This is a genomic window from Sphingomonas sp. OK281, from assembly GCF_900115295.1.
GTDB lineage: Bacteria > Pseudomonadota > Alphaproteobacteria > Sphingomonadales > Sphingomonadaceae > Sphingomonas.
In genome coordinates, this window is the sequence record NZ_FOVZ01000004.1 from 163,766 (window position 1) to 179,693 (window position 15,928).

18 protein-coding genes are annotated in these 15,928 nt (G+C 65.2%); 8 read left to right on the plus strand and 10 right to left on the minus strand.

Translation table 11 applies throughout. From position 1 onward, the window contains the following. Window positions 1-2 precede the first annotated feature (2 nt). Window positions 3-305, minus strand: coding sequence for a polyhydroxyalkanoic acid system family protein (locus BM244_RS15055; RefSeq protein WP_093399726.1), 303 nt, complete (start codon window positions 303-305; stop codon window positions 3-5). 9 nt (window positions 306-314) lie between these two features. Beyond that, window positions 315-734 carry a VOC family protein gene (locus tag BM244_RS15060; protein ID WP_056061305.1) on the minus strand — a complete coding sequence of 140 codons (420 nt, stop codon included), beginning with the start codon at window positions 732-734 and terminating at the stop codon, window positions 315-317. Window positions 735-1,098: 364 nt separating this feature from the next. On the opposite strand from BM244_RS15060, the gene lnt reads away from it, so the two are divergent. Both lnt and metK read left to right on the plus strand, forming a co-directional pair. Next, window positions 1,099-2,631 carry an apolipoprotein N-acyltransferase gene (lnt, locus tag BM244_RS15065; protein WP_254784466.1) on the plus strand — a complete coding sequence of 511 codons (1,533 nt, stop codon included), beginning with the start codon at window positions 1,099-1,101 and terminating at the stop codon, window positions 2,629-2,631. Window positions 2,632-2,689: 58 nt separating this feature from the next. Then, window positions 2,690-3,907, plus strand: a complete 1,218-nt coding sequence (metK, locus tag BM244_RS15070; RefSeq protein WP_093399728.1) for a methionine adenosyltransferase — start codon at window positions 2,690-2,692, stop codon at window positions 3,905-3,907. 296 nt (window positions 3,908-4,203) lie between these two features. Here metK and BM244_RS15075 read toward each other — a convergent pair whose 3' ends face one another. The 4 genes from BM244_RS15075 to BM244_RS15090 all read right to left on the minus strand — a co-directional run bounded on the left by BM244_RS15075 (window position 4,204) and on the right by BM244_RS15090 (window position 7,279). Beyond that, window positions 4,204-5,280, minus strand: coding sequence for an AI-2E family transporter (locus tag BM244_RS15075; RefSeq protein ID WP_093399729.1), 1,077 nt, complete (start codon window positions 5,278-5,280; stop codon window positions 4,204-4,206). A 119-nt stretch (window positions 5,281-5,399) separates the two neighbouring features. Beyond that, window positions 5,400-5,684, minus strand: a complete 285-nt coding sequence (locus BM244_RS15080; RefSeq protein WP_093399730.1) for a lipoprotein — start codon at window positions 5,682-5,684, stop codon at window positions 5,400-5,402. A gap of 141 nt (window positions 5,685-5,825) precedes the next feature. After that, window positions 5,826-6,455: a phosphatase PAP2 family protein gene (locus BM244_RS15085; RefSeq protein ID WP_093399731.1), complete on the minus strand. Its 630-nt coding sequence runs from the start codon at window positions 6,453-6,455 to the stop codon at window positions 5,826-5,828. Then, window positions 6,455-7,279 (minus strand): formate/nitrite transporter family protein, encoded by an 825-nt coding sequence (locus tag BM244_RS15090; protein ID WP_093399732.1) that lies wholly within the window; start codon window positions 7,277-7,279, stop codon window positions 6,455-6,457. The genes BM244_RS15085 and BM244_RS15090 overlap by 1 nt, the downstream gene beginning before the upstream one ends. A gap of 65 nt (window positions 7,280-7,344) precedes the next feature. On the opposite strand from BM244_RS15090, the gene trmB reads away from it, so the two are divergent. After that, the gene (gene trmB / locus BM244_RS15095) at window positions 7,345-8,025 is read left to right on the plus strand and encodes a tRNA (guanosine(46)-N7)-methyltransferase TrmB (protein ID WP_093399733.1); all 681 of its coding nucleotides are present in this window, start codon (window positions 7,345-7,347) and stop codon (window positions 8,023-8,025) included. Between the two features lie 79 nt (window positions 8,026-8,104). Here the strand turns inward: trmB and BM244_RS15100 are convergent, their stop codons facing one another. From BM244_RS15100 to BM244_RS15110, 3 genes are all read right to left on the minus strand, one after another. Next, window positions 8,105-8,374: a hypothetical protein gene (locus BM244_RS15100; protein ID WP_093399734.1), complete on the minus strand. Its 270-nt coding sequence runs from the start codon at window positions 8,372-8,374 to the stop codon at window positions 8,105-8,107. A 142-nt stretch (window positions 8,375-8,516) separates the two neighbouring features. Next, complete coding sequence (locus tag BM244_RS15105) at window positions 8,517-8,801, minus strand: CsbD family protein (RefSeq protein ID WP_093399735.1); 285 nt, start codon at window positions 8,799-8,801, stop codon at window positions 8,517-8,519. 155 nt (window positions 8,802-8,956) lie between these two features. Further along, a complete protein-coding gene (locus BM244_RS15110) occupies window positions 8,957-9,322 on the minus strand; it encodes a hypothetical protein (RefSeq protein ID WP_093399736.1) in 366 nt (121 codons plus the stop codon). A gap of 219 nt (window positions 9,323-9,541) precedes the next feature. Between BM244_RS15110 and BM244_RS15115 the strand changes: the two genes are divergently transcribed. Together BM244_RS15115 and BM244_RS15120 are read left to right on the plus strand one after the other, a co-directional pair. Further along, the gene (locus BM244_RS15115; protein WP_093399737.1) at window positions 9,542-9,886 is read left to right on the plus strand and encodes a hypothetical protein; all 345 of its coding nucleotides are present in this window, start codon (window positions 9,542-9,544) and stop codon (window positions 9,884-9,886) included. Window positions 9,887-9,986: 100 nt separating this feature from the next. Then, window positions 9,987-12,446: a TonB-dependent receptor gene (locus tag BM244_RS15120; RefSeq protein ID WP_254784467.1), complete on the plus strand. Its 2,460-nt coding sequence runs from the start codon at window positions 9,987-9,989 to the stop codon at window positions 12,444-12,446. A gap of 121 nt (window positions 12,447-12,567) precedes the next feature. On the opposite strand, the gene BM244_RS15125 is transcribed toward BM244_RS15120, so the two are convergent. Beyond that, complete coding sequence (locus BM244_RS15125) at window positions 12,568-12,771, minus strand: DUF5818 domain-containing protein (RefSeq protein WP_093399738.1); 204 nt, start codon at window positions 12,769-12,771, stop codon at window positions 12,568-12,570. A 330-nt stretch (window positions 12,772-13,101) separates the two neighbouring features. Here BM244_RS15125 and BM244_RS15130 point away from each other — a divergent pair, with 330 nt between their 5' ends. The 3 genes from BM244_RS15130 to BM244_RS15140 are packed head-to-tail and all read left to right on the plus strand — an operon-like array spanning window position 13,102 to window position 15,879. Further along, complete coding sequence (locus tag BM244_RS15130) at window positions 13,102-13,416, plus strand: PAS domain-containing protein (RefSeq protein ID WP_254784468.1); 315 nt, start codon at window positions 13,102-13,104, stop codon at window positions 13,414-13,416. A gap of 10 nt (window positions 13,417-13,426) precedes the next feature. Next, window positions 13,427-14,716, plus strand: coding sequence for a sensor domain-containing diguanylate cyclase (locus BM244_RS15135; protein ID WP_093399739.1), 1,290 nt, complete (start codon window positions 13,427-13,429; stop codon window positions 14,714-14,716). Beyond that, window positions 14,713-15,879 carry a class I adenylate-forming enzyme family protein gene (locus tag BM244_RS15140; protein WP_093399740.1) on the plus strand — a complete coding sequence of 389 codons (1,167 nt, stop codon included), beginning with the start codon at window positions 14,713-14,715 and terminating at the stop codon, window positions 15,877-15,879. Before BM244_RS15135 ends, BM244_RS15140 begins: the two co-directional genes overlap by 4 nt. The last annotated feature ends 49 nt before the right edge of the window (window positions 15,880-15,928 follow it).

Consider the following 15,928-nt stretch of genomic DNA (forward strand, 5'->3'; position numbering starts at 1 on the left):
TCTCAGCGCAGGAGCTTCGGCGCTTCCTTGCGGATCATGTCCTGCACCTTGCTCGCGAACAGGCCGAGGATGCCGGGCAGGTCGACGACCGCGTGGACGTTGGTCTCGAACACCGTGACGGCGCTGGCGATCGTCTGGCCCATCGCCTGGATGGTGAAGTGCAACGTGTCGCCATCCCAGCGGTGATCGGTCACCGACCCACCCGGAATGCTGGCGCTGATCTTGTCGATCCCCCCGTCAAGCCGCGCGCGAACCGCCGCCTTGCCGAGCTGATGGGGTACGTCGACGGTGATGGGAGTGCCCATGTCTATTCCTTAAGTCGCGAAAATCATGTCGTCGTTGGCGAACGCCTTGAACTCGAGTGCGTTGCCGCTGGGATCGAGAAAGAACATCGTCGCCTGCTCGCCGGGCTCGCCCTTGAAGCGGATGTACGGCGCGATCCCGAACTGGACGCCGGCGGCGGTGACGCGTTCCGACAGCGCGGTCCAGTCGTCCATCGTCAGCACGACGCCGAAATGCGGGACCGGGACGGCGTGGCCGTCGACCGCGTTCTCGACCGCGACGGGTTTGGCGGCGGGGTCGAGGTGGGCGACGATCTGGTGGCCGAACAGGTCGAAGTCGATCCAGTGGTCGCTGGAGCGGCCTTCGCGACAGCCGAGCGTGGCGCCGTAGAAGGTGCGGGCGGCGGTGAGGTCGTGGACCGGGAAGGCCAGGTGGAAGGGGCGTAGGGTCATGGGGGGGAAGATAGGTCGGGCGATCCGGTTCGTCGAGCCGGGGGATCGCGTGGGTGCTTTCACCTACCGGGACGGTGGCCCTCTATTGTTCTCCCGCGAAGGCGGGAGCCCAGACTGGGCTCCCGCCTTCGCGGGAGAACAAGCTTTGGGCTCGTGTCCTCACAACTCTGCACCACCCCGGCGAAGGCCGGGCCCCAATTGGGGAACGTTCCTAACGGGAGGCAGCGCTTCGTTACGACCACCTTTCCAATTGGGCCCCGGCCTTCGCCGGGGTGGTGCTAGACGCCGGGAGGAGCTTTTCATCCCCCCGCCCCATCACACCGAAAACATTGCCCGCCCTTCCCCGCCACGCCATAGCGCGAGCGTGAACCGTTATCCTGCCCTCACCTGCCTCGTCCTCGGTGCGCTTGCTGCGACCGGGTTCGCTCCGCTCGATCTCTGGCCGCTGACGCTGGTTGCGTTCGCGCTGTGGATGAGGCTCGTCCACGACGCACCGACCCTGCGCGGGGCATTGTGGCGCGGTTGGGTGTTCGGGGTCGGGCATTTCACCGTGAACAACAACTGGTTCCAGCATGCGTTCGACTTCCAGGACGCGATGCCGCCGGTGCTCGGGTACTTCGCGGCAGTCGGTCTCGCGCTGTATCTGGCAGTGTTCCCGATGCTTGCAGGAGGCTTGGCGTGGCGGATCGCCCGACGGCTCGGCGCCCCCGACGCGACGTTCGTGTTCGTCTTCGCCGCGGCCTGGATCGCGACCGAGTGGCTGCGGGCGACGCTGTTCACCGGCTATGCCTGGGATCCGCTGAGCGTCGTCTGGCTCCCCGCGATTGGTGTCGCGCGGCTGTCCGCGTGGATCGGCACCTACGCCCTGTCGGGTGTGACGATCCTCGCTGCGGGCGCGCTGCTGATGCTCGCGGTACGCCGTTGGACACTACCAGCCGTCGCCCTTCCAGCGCTCGGTCTCGCAGCACTGTCCGCGCTCTGGACGAATGCGCCGCCGCCCGCTGCCGGCACGCCTCTGGTCCGCGTGGTCCAACCCGACATCGGCCAGGAAGACCGCAGCGAGACCGACGGCGAGCGCGTCCTTACCGCGCTCGAAAAGCTGTCTGGCCAAGGCGGCGCCACTCCGCGCCTCGTCGTCTGGCCCGAGGGCGTCGTGCGTGATTACGTCGAGGATGGCTATCCGTTCTACGCCTATGGCTGGTCGAGCCCGCTCTACCTCCGCCGCCGTATGGCGCGATTGCTGGGCCCCCAAGACATCCTGCTGATCGGCGGCACTGCGCTGGAGTTCAACGCGAGGGATCAAATCTCCGGCGCGGCCAATTCGGTGTTCGCGCTCGACGCGCAGGCGCGGCTGCGGGGACGGTACGACAAGGCGCACCTCGTGCCGTACGGCGAATATCTGCCGATGCCGTGGCTGCTGAAGCCGCTCGGCCTAGCGCGGCTCGTGCCCGGCGACATCGATTTCACTTCGGGCAAGGGGCCGGCGAACCTGACGCTGCCGGGCTTCGGCTCGATCGGCATGCAGATCTGCTACGAGATCATCTTCTCGGGCGAGGTCGTGGATCGCGCAAACCGGCCTCGTATCCTGTTCAATCCCTCGAACGACGCGTGGTTCGGCAAATGGGGCCCGCCGCAGCATCTCGCCCAGGCCCGGATGCGCGCGATCGAGGAAGGACTGCCGATCCTTCGCGCAACTCCCACGGGTATTTCCGCGATCATCGCTGCCGATGGTCGCCTCGTCGCGACCGTCCCGCACGAGACCGCCGGCGCGATCGAGCAGCCGATGCCGTCCGCGCTGCCGCCCACCCTGTTCTCACGCGTCGGCAACGCGATGGCGGCGATCGTTGCCCTACTCATGCTCGTTACCGCGGTTGCCCTGCGCCGTCGCCAGCGCTAGGGTCATATAAAGCTTTCCTTATATGACGCTCGCTTCAGAGCATGGCAAAGAGGCCCGCATGCGCAAGTCTTTCCTCTTCACTTCCGAATCGGTCTCCGAAGGCCATCCCGACAAGGTCGCCGACCAGATCAGCGACACGATCGTCGACCTGTTCCTCGCCAAGGACCCGCAGGCGCGGATCGCCTGCGAGACGCTGACGACCACGCAGCTCGTCGTGCTCGCCGGTGAAATCCGCGGCAAGGGCATCTACGAGAACGACCAGTGGACCGACGGCGTGCTCGAAGAGATCGAGGCGGCTGTCCGCAACACCGTCAAGGAAATCGGCTACGCGCAGTCGGGCTTCCACTGGGAGACGTTCCGCTTCGAGAACAACCTCCACGGCCAGTCCGCGCACATCGCGATGGGCGTCGACGAGAGCGGCAACAAGGACGAGGGCGCCGGCGACCAGGGCATCATGTTCGGCTACGCGACCGACGAGACCCCAGGCCTGATGCCCGCGACGCTGTATTACAGCCACAAGATCCTCGCCAAGATGGCCGAAGATCGCCACTCGGGCGCCGCGCCGTTCCTCGAGCCCGACGCCAAGAGCCAGGTCACGCTGTCGTACGAGAACGAAGTGCCGGTCGGCGCGACCGCGCTCGTCGTCTCGACGCAGCATGCGCCGGGCTATTGCGAGAAGGGCGACAACGCCGATCCCGCCAAGTACGCGGTGCTGCGCGATTACGTCATGGGCGTGTTCAAGGACGTGCTGCCCGACGGCTTCATCACCGACGAGACCGCGATCTACATCAACCCGACCGGCCAGTTCGAGATCGGTGGCCCTGACGGCGACGCCGGCGTGACCGGGCGCAAGATCATCGTCGATACGTACGGCGGCGCTGCTCCTCATGGTGGTGGTGCGTTCTCGGGCAAGGATCCGACGAAGGTCGATCGCTCGGCGGCGTATGTTGCGCGGTATCTGGCGAAGAACGTCGTTGCTGCGGGGCTTGCGCGTCGCTGCACGATCCAGCTGAGCTACGCGATCGGGATTGCCGAGCCACTGTCGGTGTATGTCGACACGCATGGCACGGGCACCGTCGAGGAAGCCAAGCTCGAGGCTGTCCTGCCGAAGCTGGTTCGCCTGACGCCGAAGGGCATTCGCGAGCACCTGAAGCTCAACGCGCCGATCTACAAGAAGACGGCAGCGTACGGGCATTTCGGTCGTGAGCCTGAGGGTGATAATTTCACTTGGGAGAAGACCGATCTGGTCGATGCGCTGAAGGCTGCCGTCGCCTGATAGCGACGTCTCTTGAGGTTACGAAAAAGCCTCCCGCGGAGCGGTCCGCGGGAGGCTTATTTTTAGCTGAGCGTCTAGTCCCTCTCCCCGTTGGGGAGAGGGAGGGAGGAGCCGCTTGGCGACGGAAGGGTGAGGGGTTTTGGTGGAGAGGGTCCGAGCCTCACTCCCCCTCACCCTCCCACCCGGCTTCGCCGTGCGGGCCCCTCCCTCTCCCCGAAGGGAGAGGGTTATCGAGGACAAAGCGCGTTCCGCTCCCCGACCTGTCCTTCGATACGCCGCTTCGACAAGCTCAGCCGCTACTCAGGACGAACGGGGGAAATCTGGGCATGCCGCTGCTCGGTCAGGATCTGCCACGCCGTCAGGAACAGCGCCGCGACCAACGGGCCGACGACGATACCGCTGAGCCCGACGACCTCGATCCCGCCCAGCGTGGTCACCAGCACGATGTAATCCGGAATTCCCGTATCACGCCCGACCAGAATCGGCCGTAGAATGTTGTCGGCCAGACCGATCACCACCACGCCCGAGACGATCACGACCACGCCCTGCCAGATCGCGCCCGTCGCGAGCAGGTACACTGCAACCGGCACCCAAACGATCGCCGGCCCAAGCGCAGGCAGCAGCGATGTCAGCGCCATCAGCAAGCCCCAGAGCAGGGCGGCAGGCACCCCGACGATCCAGAAGGTCAGGCCGCCGAGCGCACCCTGGACGAGCCCTACGATCACCGAACCCTTGATCGTCGCGCGCACCACCGCGACGAACTTGTCGACCAGCTTCACCGCCACCGAATGCTCGAACGGCAGCGCGCGGCGGATCGCAGGACCGACCTTGTCGCCGTCGCGGAGGAGGAAGAACGTCACGTACAGCCCGACGCCGAACGACAGCAGGAACGCCGCCGCATTGCGACCGATCGAGAGCGCCTGCCCGGCGATCGAGCGGACGCTGTTGCCGAGGACGGTCGACACGCGCGACTGCGCCTGTTCGAAGCTGTTGAGCCCGGCCTTGTCCAGCGCACCCTGGATGCGGTTCGGCAGTGCGTCGTGGATCTGCTGGAAATACGCACCGAAATTGATCTGGCCGCTTTGCAGCTTGGCATAGACCGAAGCGGACTGGTCGATCATCAGGCTGCCGATGAACAAGGTCGGGATGATCACCGCAACGAAGATGATCAGCAAGGTCAGCGCGGCCGCGAGATTGCGGCGGCCGGGCCAGCGCTTGAGCAGCCACTGGTACAGCGACTGGAACAGGATCGCCGCGAGCGCGCTCCACAGCAAGGCCGCCGCGAACGACGATACGACCACGCACAACGCGATCGTGATCGCCACCAGGAAGGTGATGAAGCCCCCCGTTTCCAGTCGACGCCTGTCGATCATTGCCGTGTCCCCTGTCATAATAGCGGCCGGTCGAGCCGGTCCTTTCAAAACGTCAAAGCCGCCCCCCGGTGTGTACCGGAAGGCGGCCAAGACGCCGGCGCTGGTGTGCGCCTAGACGATCAGCGGAGCTTTTCGCTGCCGTTGACCAGTGCATCCTTCTGCGCCTGCGGCATCGCCTGCGCGTTCACGTCGGCGTCGTCGATCGCGTCCGACTGGCGGTCGCCGTCCTTGCGGACTGCCTTGGCCTGGTCTTCGAGATTATCGGCAGTCGCTTCGAGTGCGTCGGCGCGGTTGTCCGCGGCCTTCTCGACCTGGCTGCCGAGCTTGTCGTCGCCCTTGCCGCCGCAAGCGGCGAGCGAGACGGCCATGGCGGCGAGCGTGACGGCGATGGAAAGCTTCTTCATGGGGATAGTCCGTTCTGGTTACGATGCGGTGGCAACCGTCACGCGGGCGTAACGGTTCCGCTATCCCCTTGCGCAACCTTGCGAATATCGATTTCGTCGCAACCTGTGGTCAACGGGTAACACTCGATCGCGCAATGATGCTCAGGCTTTGGCATGCTCAATCAACAAAGGCGCCTTGCTCGCCACCGCCGTCTCGACCACGGGCGCGACCCGGTCGAACACCGCACTAACAAGCGCTTCGGCGATCCAGCCGACCGCAGCACCGACGACGAGATCGGAGAGGTAATGCTTGCCGTTCACCGGTTGCGCCGCCGCGACTGCGCCGGAGATCAGCGCCGCCGGACCGCCAGCGCCACTGATATCGCGCGATGCGGCACGCGCGACCGCAACTGCGCCAGCGGTGTGGCCCGAAGGGAACGACGTCTGGTCGTGATCGTCGCTCTTGCCCGGCTCGAACCGCGCCTTGCCGTCCTCGATCGCCTTTTCGGGGCGCGTACGGTCGACCGACGCCTTGATCGCGGACTTGACGAAGGTCGCCGCCGCATGCGCCGCCAGCATCCGTACACCGCCACGGATCACGTCCGGCCTGCGCGCGATCAGGCCGATCACGACCGTGCCGATCGACGTCGCCACCAGCTGAGGCTGGTCGCCGATCTCGGCGAGGAACCCGCTCGCCTTGACCAGCGGTTCGTCGCGGTGCTCGGCGGCCTTGTGCGTCGCCTTGCGGTCCGCCTTCTCGACGGCCTTTGCGGCGTCCTTGGTCTTGCCCATCAGTTTTCGCCCTGTCCGTCCATTTCACCGCGCACCTGTGCATGCGCGAGCAAAGCGAACAACCCCGCACCGCCCAGCAAGTTGCCGAGGATCGCCGGCACCATCAGCCCGCCGAGCGCCCGAGCGATGCCGACCTTACCCGAAAACAGCAGCAGCCACGCCTCCACCGATCCGACGATCGAGTGGCTGAACGCGGCGATCGCGACGACATAGGTGATCGCGACGATCACGAGGAACGACTGTTCGCGCGCATTCGGCAGCGACCAGGCGAGGATCGCGATCATGAACCCGGCCGGGACCGCGTTGACGAACGTCGCGCCCGGCGAGAGTTCGGTGATCGCCATCGACACCTCGATCATCGCGGTACGAAGCTCGCTGCCGCCGAGCAGGCCCGCCGCGATCATCCCGCCGGCCAGCGCCGTCCCGATGAGGTTAGCACCCAGTACCACACTCCAGAGCCTCAAGGTGCGCCGCAATGCCCAGCCCGACGGCTTGGTCACCAACGGCAGCATCGCGGTGATCGTGCTCTCCGTGAACAACTGCATCCGCCCGAGGATCACGACCAGGAACCCGATTGGATAGCCAAGCGAGACGATAATCGTCCGCCACGGCGTATCCGGCAGCGCGTGGTGCAGCGCGCCTTCCGCGATCAGCGAACTGGCGATCGCCATGCCCGCGGCGAGCCCGGAGAAGAACAGCGACGACACCGGACGATCGAGCTCATCCTCACCCTCCTCGCGAACCGCCTTGTGCAGGTCCTGCGCATCGGCCGCCTTGAGATCCTCGACGTCTTCGCCGGGCGAATTGGAAGTATTCTCGACCATTACGAGCGTGCAACGGTTCGCGTCATGCTTTGCTCCGGCGCAATCGCCCGCTAGAGCGCGCGGCGATGAACGATCCTTCTGTTATCCGCCGCCTCTATGGCCGTCGCCAGGGCCACAAGCTGCGCCTCGGCCAAGCCGCGCTCGTCGAGGAAACGCTCGCCGACCTGTCGGTGCCCGAGGAAGGGCCGATCGATGCGATGACGTTGTTCGGCGACAACCGCCCGCTGCACGTCGAGATCGGCTTCGGCGCGGGCGAGCATCTGGCGGGACAGGCCGCGATGAACCCTGACGTCGGCTTCATCGGCTGCGAGCCGTTCCTCAACGGCGTCGTCGGCGCGCTGGCGCACATCCGCGATGGTGAGCTGACCAACGTGCGGCTGCACATGGGCGATGCGCTGGAGGTGATCGAGCGCCTGCCCGACGCGAGCCTCGACCGGCTGTACCTGCTGCACCCCGATCCCTGGCGGAAGGCGCGCCATGCCAAGCGCCGCATGGTCAACCACGGCCCGCTCGACACGATCGCCGCCAAGCTCAAGCCCGGCGCGGAGTTCCGGCTCGGCACCGATGATCCGACCTATTGCCGCTGGTCGATGATGATCATGAACGCGCGTCGCGATTTCGAATGGCAGGCGAAGACGCCGCATGATTTCCTGACCCGCCCCGATGACTGGCCAGAGACGCGCTACGAGCGGAAAGCGCGGCGGCAGGGCCATGAGGTCTGGTATTACCGGTACCTGCGGATCTGAAGGAACCAGCGGACGACGATGCACCTAAGCGTGTCGCGTCCTATTCGACTGACACCCGGCTCCGCTGCGGGTAGTGCGCCTATCTGGGCGGGGGCATCCGGACGTGGATGTCCGCCGCCGACGGCACGATATGCTGGGACCGCGCCATCCTCAGCCAGCCGGCACGAACCATGAATAGGGCGATCGTCGCACCGACCGTCGCACCGATCGCCGCGAGACCTATCTCGATCTTGCGAAGCGTATCGCGGTTTCGGTCTTCGACGTTCCAGACACCTTCCCACTCGTCATCGGAACGAGGGTCGGCCCGTCCCTCGTCGAAATCAGTGTCGTAGTCGCTATGCCCGGTCATCCGCAGTTCTGCCCTGCAATGGCGCGAAACCGTGTCATCCGGTCATTCCCTGCCGTCCGTTGCGGGACGTCCGTTCGCGCGTTTTTCGTCATATCGGATGTCGCGGCGGCGGAGGCCTTGGCCATCCACCGCCGCGTACGGCTTACTTGCCGCGGAGCGTGTTGATCAGCGCGATGCCGAGGACGCCGGCAACCGCTGCTGCGGTGAACGGGCGCTCCTTCGAGAACTGGCGCACGTAATCGACCAGCGGGCGGATGTTCTCTTCGACGACGTCCTTGGCCTGGCCGACGGTCTTCTGGACGGTGCCGCCCAGCTGATCCGCGACGCCTTCGCTCTTCAGCGACGTGTCGCCGGTTGCGTTGCCGAGTGCTTCCTTGGCCTTGCCGCCGAAATCGGTTGCTGCGCCTGCGAGGGTATCGGTGTTCATGAAAAGTCTCCTGTGTTAGTGTTAGAATTGAGAGTTGGGCCGCTTCGATCAGAGACGGGGGTCAGAGACGATGCGTGTCGGTAACGTCGCGGACGTCGTTACGATCCTCGAACGAACCGGATTGTTGACGGTTCACCGCGTCCGGACCGTCCGGATCACAGCGGCGATGCGGGATCGGTCAGGATACCGCAGGCAGCGGCCGCCTTGCCGACTTCGAGCGGCACCTTGGGATCCTTGACCTTACCCGACACCCGGATGAAATCGCCCACGGTCAACCGGCCAGGCGTCGTATCGCCTTCGCGCGAAGCCTTGGCCGCGCGACCGAGTTGCTGGAGCTGGCCCAGCGACAGGTTCGCTTCGAGCCGGTCGCCGACGCACTGCGACTGGGTCGGCTGGAATCCATACCCCTCGAGCGAGGTTGCGATCTTTGCCGACGGATTGACGCACGCCGCGAGCGACAGTGCGCCGATGCCGACGGTGAGAAGCCCCGCGATGCGTGCAACGCTGCAATGCTGGATCATGATGAACCCCTGTTTTCGGACGCCATGCAGTCTCCGTCCGATCGGACGCAAAACCCATATTTGCCAAACGCATAACCCGCCGTTGGCCCAATGGGTCCGCAGTATTATTGCACCAGAATAGAGTGCTTTAGTACTAGTCGAGCTTATACCACGCGGGCAATGTCGACCTCATAGGATGCGTCACGCGCGACCATCCGCGGGGGTTACGTGTTGATGGGGATGGACATCGATGACCGTGCTGCCGCTGTCGCCCGCTGGCTCGACCTGACGCGCACCATTTTGCCGGCAGTCGCACCTGCCCGCAGATGGCCAGTCAGGAACGATCACTGCTTCCAGCGCATCTTCCTCGACAATGCCTGCGAGGGCGTCTGGTACGATCATATCGCCGGACGACCTGCCTATGCCCATGCGCCTCGTGCCATCCTGGCGCGGGCGATCGCGTTGGCGGAAACGGTGCTGGCCGATGGGTCCTCGCTCGACATGCTCAACCGACGATCGCTGGCGTGGCGAAAGGCGCGGGCGGCCGCCGCACAACGGTCGAACGCGGATCAACCGACCGAGTAACGAACACTGTAACCTTCGGACATTTCGCGGACACGAGCCGACCTCAAGGGATCCGCCCGAGTGGAATACGGAAACCGCCACCAGCTCGGAGAATATAAACGTGGGTAAAACTCTTCTGACGAGTGGCGTTTTCGCCTGCTCGTTATGTGCGATCGCGTCGCCGGCATTCGCGCAATCAACAGGGACCAAGGATTTCGAAGAGATCGTCGTCACCGGCAAGGCTGGCGAGCCTGCCGTCGGCGGCGTCGTGCTGCCCGCGACATCGAAGGCGAAGGTCGGCCTGAACGCCGAGTTCATCCAGCACGAGACGCCCGGCCAGTCGATCAACGACACGATCAACATGCTGCCCGGCGTCAGTTTTCAGAACAACGATCCCTATGGTTCGGCCGGCGGCACGCTCAGCATCCGCGGGTTCGACGGAAGCCGCGTCTCGCAGATGTGGGACGGTTTCCCGCTGAACGACACCGGGAGCTATGCGATCTATGCCAACCAGCAGCTCGATCCCGAACTGATCGGCCAAGTCACCGTCAGCCTCGGCTCGACCGACGTCGACAGCCCCAGCGCATCAGCGACCGGTTCGACGATCAACTACTCGACTCGCACCCCGTCCGAGGATTTCCACGTCCGCATGGCGGGATCCACGGGCGACTATGACTTCTTCCGCGTGTTCGGCGCAGTCGATACCGGTGTGTTCACCCCATTCGGCACGCGCGCATTCTTCTCCGCGAGCAAATCGACCAACGACGTGGTGTTCACCGACGCCGGCAAGATCGACAAGACGCAGATCAACGCGAAGATCTATCAGCCGATCGGCAACAGCGGCGACTTCATCTCGGTTGCAGGGCACTACAACCGCAACATCAACAATTTCTTCGGCTCCGTCCCGCTCAGCAACGTGGGCGCGAGCGTCGGCACCGGATCGGGCAACCGCTTTCCGCAAACCAGGGACGAGCGGTTCTACGACGTGGCGAATTGCGTCAGCAGCGCGGGCGTCGCGTGCGGCGCCGGGGCGTACGACTATCGCTACAATCCATCCAAGACCGCCAACATCCGCGTGAACTCCCGCTTCACGCTGACCGACAAGCTGACCTTCACCGCCGACGCCGCCTATTCCTATACGCTCGCCAATGGCGGCGGGACGGCGACCGCATCGGAAGGCTTCGCGACGATCGGCGGCCATCAGGTCGCCGGCTATGTCGGCAGCACGCCCTATTTCGGCGGCGTCGACCTCAACGGCGACGGTGACACGAAGGACACCGTGCTGGTCAGCGCACCAAGCACGACCGAGACCAATCGCTATCTGCTCAATCTCGGGCTGCGCTACGACTTCAACGCCACGCAGACGGTCCGGGTCGGGTACAGCCTGGATTACGGGCGGCATCGCCAGACCGGCGAACTGACCACGATCGGTGCGAACAACCTGGCCTCGACGCCGTTCCCGAGCGAAGAGCCGTTACTCGATTCGACCGGTACCGCCCTGCAGAAGCGCGATCGCTTCTCCAAGGCGATCCTGAACCAGGCGTTCGGCGAATATCGTGGCCGGTTCTTCGATAGCAAGCTGACGCTGACCGCCGGTGTCCGCGCCCCGTTCTTCGAGCGCGACCTGACCAATTACTGCTTCACGACGACCGCGACCGGCGGGCTCATTTGTTCCGGGCAGAACGCCGCGACCGATGCGATCATCGCCGCCGCCAACCCGACCTACCAAGGGCCACAGCAGCGCAAATTCACGTATAACCGCGTCCTGCCAAGTGCCGGGCTGGTCTATCAGTTGACAGCGCCCCTGGCGGTGTTCGCGAACTATTCGAAGGGGATGCAGGTTCCCGGTACGGACAATCTCTACAACAGCTTCTATTATGCGGAGGGCACGACCGGTGCCGAAGGCGCCAAGCCCGAGACGACCGACAATTTCGATGCCGGGCTACGGTACCAGATGGGTCGCGTACAGGCACAGGCGTCGGGCTGGTACACGGTGTTCCATGACCGCCTCGCCTCGTCCTACGATCTCGAGACCAACACGACGATCTATCGCAACCTGGGCACGGTCCACAAATACGGCGTGGACGGCAGCGTCAGCTATCGCCCGATCGACCTCGTGACGCTGTACGCGTTCGGATCCTACCTGAAGTCGAAGATCCTCGACGATGTCCAGGCCTCCGCGACGACGACCTATCTGACCGCCGGCAAGCGGGAAGCGGGCGCGCCGACCTACACGTTCGGCGGTCGCGTCGAAGGCAATGCGGGGCCGGTCCGAGTCGGCCTGGAGGCCAAGCGTACCGGCGAGCGCTACGTCAACGACCAGAACCTGCCCGTCGTGATCTCGGGCGTCCAGGTCTATGGTGCCAAGGCGCCAGCCTATACGCTGGTCAATCTCGATGCCCGCATCTCGCTCAAGCCGCTCGGTCTCGACGACCAGACGTTCCTCCAGCTGAACATCACCAACCTGTTCGACAAGCTCTATGTCGGCGGGTTCAGCGGGACGAGCGCCACCAACTCGCTCACCTATGCGCAGATCGGCGCACCGCGCGCCGTGTCCGCCACCTTCAACATGGGCTTCTAACCACGGCCTCGTGAACGAAGCGGGGGATCGGCACGGCCGCATCCTCCGCTTCGGATCGCGACGATCGGTCCATTCGATACGCCCTAGCCGGCCAGGCACCCTCGGGGCCGCCCCTGTTCGTTCACGCTGCTGCGACGCCATCGGCATTGACGAGGTCCGGACCCACCAGCGTGCCGCGCAGACGCACGCGCTTTTCCACCAGATCGACCGGCGTGCGCTGCAACTCGAGCTGGTAGCGACCGCCATGATCCCGACGCAGATAGAAGGCGCCGCCGTCGCGGATCAGCGTACCGGTCTCGTCGATCAAAGTCCCGATGATCGTCATATGCGTTGATACTCCCCGTGGTCGAACCATGATCGACTGCCATCCGAGACGACGCACGTCGGCGAATTTCGGTCCCTCCAAAATTTTCGTGGCAGCCGGCGTGGTAGCTGATCGCACGCGCGCGACCCGGCACCAGCGTGGTTTCGTAAAAATCGTCCCGCACCGGGCACTTATCGTAGCCGATGACGGTCTTGGCGCGTTCTAAAACCCGGACGTCACTAGGTGATCTTTAATCATCCTTTGGCATAATCACCACGCCAAGGGAGGTTGCAGACCGTGTCGGTACCAGAAGCGATGTTTGAAACGATTACAACGGACTATCTCGAAACGATGCCCGCCGCGGACCGGGATGCACTCCCGTTCGGCGTCGTCGGCCTCGCGCCCGACACCGTCGTGGAGGTCTACAACGCGGCCGAGGCACGGATGGCCGGCCTGGACCAGGCTTCGGTGATCGGGGTGCCGTTTTTCGATGCGGTCGCGCAGTGCATGAACAACTTCATGGTCGCGCAGCGATTCGAGGACGAGGCGGAGATCGACGATATCATCCCGTATGTCCTGACGTTGCGGATGCGCCCCACCAAGGTTCGGCTGCGACTGCTGAAGACGGCCGGGACGGCACGCCGCTATGTGCTGATCGAACGCTAGGACAGCAGCGATGGCCGACCCGTCCAGCGAGGAGCGCCTCCTCGAATTCCTCTACGCCTGTCCCGTCGGACTGATCGAATGCGATGCCGCGGGCGAGATCGGGATGATGAACCCACACGCGATGCAGCATCTGCTGCCGCTGGCCGGGCCGCGCGACGCGAGCAACCTGTTCTCCGCGTTCGAACAGCACGCACCCGAACTCCGCAGCATGACGACCGCGTTCACGGCCGCCACGGGCCGGATCTGCGACGGACACCGGATCTTCGTCGAACTCGGCATCGGGCGCCACACCGCGCCGCCGACGGTATTGTCCTGCACGATCATGAAGCTGGCAGCCGATCGGCTGATGGTGACGCTGTCGGACATCAGCCAGCAAGTCGCACAGGAACAACGCCTTCGCCAGGCGGACACGTGGTTCGCGACGCTGCTGGACGGCGTCAACGGCTATGCGGCGCTGACGATCAACCCGGACGGCGAGATCGCATCGGCCGATACGTGCCTCACCGTCCAGACCGGCCACGACCATCACGACGTGACCGGGCATAACCTTGCCGACGTGTTGAGCACCGATGCCCCCGGCGGCGACCTGCGGCTCGACGAGCAGTTGCTGATCGCAGGCCGGGAGGGATGGCATCTTCAGGAAGGCTGGCAGCAACGCGCGGATGGCGAGCGCTATTGGTGCCAGCGGCTGGTGGTGGCGCGGTCGTCCAGCGGCGACACCCGGCCGACCAAATTTTCCGTCATCCTGCGCGACGTGCCGCGCCGCGATGCGGTGACCGAGGATCTCCGCCGGCTGCTGACGTGCGATCACCTGACCGGGGCCGCGAACCGCCGCCATTTCAGCCAAGTCTTGACGCGGGAACAAGGGCGATGGCGCGAGCTGCGCCAGCCGATGGCGCTGATCGTCCTCGACCTGGACCATTTCAAGGCCGTCAACGACACCTACGGCCATCCGCTCGGCGATACGCTGCTGTGCCGGGTCACCGAGGCGTGCAAGAACCTGATCCCGCCCTATGGCCTGCTTGCGCGGCTAGGAGGCGAGGAATTCGGCGTGCTGTTGCCGCGCTACGATCTCGACCAGTCGCTGCGGCTTGCCGAGGAGCTGTGCGCTGCGGTCGCCGCGATCGTGGTAGAAACGCCGAGAGGCGCCTTGCAGGTGACCGCGAGCCTTGGGTGTGCGACGCTCGACGAGGCCGATGGCGCGATCGACACGCTGATGACGCTCGCGGACAAGCGCCTGTACGCGGCCAAGCATGCAGGGCGGAACCAGGTGTTCCGGCCACAGTCCAACGCGGCGTGAACCAGTTTGGGCTGGCGCGTTCGGCGGTGGCCCGGATCGCCTGCGCCGTCGTCGCATCCGAAGTGCGATACCTGCGCGGCACGCACCCGACGTCGGCAATGGCATGCGAGTGGCCGGACGGATTGCCGATCGGTGACGAGGGGCTGGGGCTGGATTCGATCGAGCAACTGGGTGCGCTCGGCGCGCTGGCGGAGACGTTCGATCTCGACGACGCGCTGTTGCATGCGGGACCGCCGCAGCGGGTCGACGACTGGATCGACTGGATCATGCGGCGACACGCGACCCCTGGCGGCTCGATAACGGTTCGTACGTCGGGCTCGACCGGTGCGCCGCGTACGTGCTCGCATGCCGTGGCCGACCTGATCGAGGAAGCCGCGTGGTTCGCCGCGCGCCTTGCGGGTCGCCGGCGTGTCGTCGCCCTGGTGCCCGCCGACCATCTCTACGGGATCATCTGGACCGCGTTGCTGCCCGCATCGCTCGACGTACCGGTGGTCGCTCGAACGATCGGAGCGCCGCTCGATCTGATCGAGGGGGATCTCGTCGTCGCAGTTCCGGAACAGTGGCGCGCGCTGTCGAGGATGACCCGCTTTCCGGACGACGTGCTTGGCGTGAGTTCGGCCGGACCGTTCCAGGACGCCATCGCGGGAGAGGTGTTCGACGCCGGCCTTGCGCGGCTGATCGACGTCTATGGTTCGTCCGAGACCGGTGCGATCGCGTGGCGGGACGTTCCTGCGGCGTGTTACGAGATCATAGCGCGGTGGAACCTCGTGCCGCACGACGACGATCGCTGGCAGCTGGAGGATCGAAGCGGTCGGCGGGCGGTGCTACCGGACCATATAGACCGGACCGGACGTCGTTCGTTGCGGCTTGCCGGGCGACGCGATGGCGCCGTTCAGATCGCGGGGCACAATGTCTGGCCGGAGCGGGTGGCAGACATCCTGCGCGGTGTCGAAGGCGTGTCCGAACTAGCGGTCCGGTTGCATGCGAACGGCCGGTTAAAGGCGTTCGTCGTACCCTATGCCGGCTCGACCTCCGTCGAGTTGCAAGCCGCGCTCGAGCGGACCGCCATCGCGCGCCTGCGGGATCATGAACGTCCCCGGAGCTTTCGCTTTGGAGACAGCCTGCCTCGCAATGCCATGGGGAAGCTGGAGGACTGGTCCTAGCGAGACCGTGCCCGGCCGGCCGTAGTGCCGACCGGTGCGGGTACGACGT

Coding starts and splice junctions, on each gene's coding strand:
- BM244_RS15055 (WP_093399726.1), bottom strand. CDS start 305: ATGGGCACTCCCATCACCGTCGACGTACCCCATCAGCTCGGCAAGGCG.
- BM244_RS15060 (WP_056061305.1), bottom strand. CDS start 734: ATGACCCTACGCCCCTTCCACCTGGCCTTCCCGGTCCACGACCTCACC.
- metK (WP_093399728.1), top strand. CDS start 2,690: ATGCGCAAGTCTTTCCTCTTCACTTCCGAATCGGTCTCCGAAGGCCAT.
- BM244_RS15075 (WP_093399729.1), bottom strand. CDS start 5,280: ATGATCGACAGGCGTCGACTGGAAACGGGGGGCTTCATCACCTTCCTG.
- BM244_RS15080 (WP_093399730.1), bottom strand. CDS start 5,684: ATGAAGAAGCTTTCCATCGCCGTCACGCTCGCCGCCATGGCCGTCTCG.
- BM244_RS15085 (WP_093399731.1), bottom strand. CDS start 6,455: ATGGGCAAGACCAAGGACGCCGCAAAGGCCGTCGAGAAGGCGGACCGC.
- BM244_RS15090 (WP_093399732.1), bottom strand. CDS start 7,279: ATGGTCGAGAATACTTCCAATTCGCCCGGCGAAGACGTCGAGGATCTC.
- trmB (WP_093399733.1), top strand. CDS start 7,345: ATGAACGATCCTTCTGTTATCCGCCGCCTCTATGGCCGTCGCCAGGGC.
- BM244_RS15100 (WP_093399734.1), bottom strand. CDS start 8,374: ATGACCGGGCATAGCGACTACGACACTGATTTCGACGAGGGACGGGCC.
- BM244_RS15105 (WP_093399735.1), bottom strand. CDS start 8,801: ATGAACACCGATACCCTCGCAGGCGCAGCAACCGATTTCGGCGGCAAG.
- BM244_RS15110 (WP_093399736.1), bottom strand. CDS start 9,322: ATGATCCAGCATTGCAGCGTTGCACGCATCGCGGGGCTTCTCACCGTC.
- BM244_RS15115 (WP_093399737.1), top strand. CDS start 9,542: ATGGACATCGATGACCGTGCTGCCGCTGTCGCCCGCTGGCTCGACCTG.
- BM244_RS15125 (WP_093399738.1), bottom strand. CDS start 12,771: ATGACGATCATCGGGACTTTGATCGACGAGACCGGTACGCTGATCCGC.
- BM244_RS15130 (WP_254784468.1), top strand. CDS start 13,102: ATGCCCGCCGCGGACCGGGATGCACTCCCGTTCGGCGTCGTCGGCCTC.
- BM244_RS15135 (WP_093399739.1), top strand. CDS start 13,427: ATGGCCGACCCGTCCAGCGAGGAGCGCCTCCTCGAATTCCTCTACGCC.